At 63.0% G+C, this 1,912-nt stretch carries 1 protein-coding gene; it reads right to left on the bottom strand.

What is annotated here, in order from left to right; genetic code table 11:
• Window positions 1-404: 404 nt before the first annotated feature.
• Window positions 405-1,654, bottom strand: a protein-coding gene (locus tag PV766_RS24000; protein WP_421098117.1) for an IS3 family transposase whose coding sequence is annotated in 2 segments (ribosomal slippage) — window positions 405-1,324 and window positions 1,324-1,654 — 1,251 coding nt in all. Because the reading frame shifts where the segments join, the coding sequence is not laid out codon by codon here.
• Window positions 1,655-1,912: the final 258 nt, after the last annotated feature.

Below are 1,912 nucleotides of genomic sequence, written 5' to 3'. Positions count from 1 at the left end.
GATCCCGTGGCCGACACGCCGCAACCGGTCGGCGTGTCGGCCAGAACGGGCAAAGGTTCACGGGTGCGGCACTAGTAAGCACCGCGGCACCGGCTACGGGAAACGTTCGCGCTGTCCCTCGACTCATACAGGTATGAGGGTAGCGCCGACTCACCGGTTGTTGATCCGCAGCTGACATACGTCCCGGACCGCGCAGACAGCCAGCCCCCACCGGTTACCAAGCTGGTGGGGGCTGGTGTGTCCGATCCAGCACACGGTCCCGAGGTCAGCGACGCATCGCAACCCACGCCGCAAAGCACCATCCAGCTGCATAAGCGACAACTCCTTTCCTCTCTACGAGGGGTACATTTGCCCCTGTTGACAGACGGGCGTGGCCCCTGAAGAGTGGACACGGGGTGTGTACGTCAAGCGGCCCGATCGAGGGTAGCCCCATGGTCGACCTCGAAGTCAAGTGGTGATCGGTTCCGCAGTGATGAGTGCCGTCGGCGTGTGTTGTATCGAGTGATCCAGCGGAAAACCTCGGTGCGGCATTGTGCTTCGTCGAGCCAGCGTTTCGCGCCCTGAAGCGTCTCCCGCTTCAACGACGCATTGAAGGACTCGGCCATCGCGTTGTCGGCGCTCGACCCGATCCGGCCCATCGATTGCCGCACGCCGTGCCGGCGACATGTCGCCTGGTAGTCCGAGGAGGTGAATTGACGGCCGTGGTCGGAGTGGAAAATCGCTCCTTCCAGCGCCCCTCGGGCCGACGCCGCATTGTCGAGCGCGTTCTCCACGAGCTCGGCACGCATGTGATCTGCGATCGACCAGCCGACGAGCCGTTTGGAACACACGTCGATCACGGTCGCCAAGTAGAGGAACTCACCGGTGCCGCTGTGCGGAAGATAGGTGATGTCACCGACGAATACTCGTCCAGGCTCGGCAGCGGTGAAATCACGGTTGACCAGGTCTTCGAAGACCTGCGCCCCAGGATCCTTGATCGTCGTGCTCTTCGGTTTACGCAGGTGCACACCGACGATGTTGTTGCGTCGCATCAACCTGGCCACCCGCTTGTGATTGACCGTGCCCGGCACCGCGTCATCATCGGCCAGTTCGGCGGTCATCCGCCGGTAACCGAGGGTGTGGTCCCATTCCTGGTGGTGGGCACGTATTCGGTCGACCAGCGCCGCATCGGCCTGCTGGCGGGCAAGCCGAGCCGCCTTTCCGGCGCGCCACTTGTAGTAGCTCGACCGGTGGATGCCGAGCACCGTGCACATCCGCTTCACCTCATGGGTGTCCCGGTGGTCGTCAACGAACCGGAAGCGGATCACCAGTTCGTCTCTGCCGCGAAATATTTCGTGGCCTTGCGCAGGATGTCTCGTTCCTCGCTGAGCTTGTCGTTCTCCGCGACCAAAGCCTGGTTGCGGGCCCGGATCTGCTCGATCTCGGCCTGCATCCGCGCACACTGCTCCTTGGGTGCCTCCGAGGCATCCACGCTCTTTTCGGGCGCAGACCGCGCCATCGCGGCCTTCTTACGCGCCTGGTGCACCCATGTCTTCAACGACCCCCGAGCGACTCCCAGATCCGCGGCCAACGTCGAGTACGACACTTCCGGGCGGCTCTCGTAGAGTCGCACGGCGTCGGACTTGAACTCGTCCGAGTACTTCTTCTTCGTCATGGTGATGTCCTGCATTCTCCGGCCCAGTATGGGCCAGTGTCAGCGTGTCCACCACCCAGGGGCTATCCCCGACAACTGCTCTCTTTGTCCATGGCCATGCACCCGCGATGGGCCGGTCCTGAGCGGACGCCTCTCCAGGGTGTTGCTCAAGGCTTCGACCGCCACTACTGGGTCGCCAGAAGGTTGCGTCCATGAAGATGGTGTACGAACCGCAGCCGAATGACACTGCGGGCGTGTCGTAACCGAACGAAAGACGGT

This window comes from Rhodococcus sp. As11, assembly GCF_048957735.1.
GTDB lineage: Bacteria > Actinomycetota > Actinomycetes > Mycobacteriales > Mycobacteriaceae > Rhodococcus > Rhodococcus gordoniae.
The sequence above is the reverse complement of the archived record's forward strand: the minus strand, read 5'-3'. Positions and strand labels throughout refer to the sequence as shown.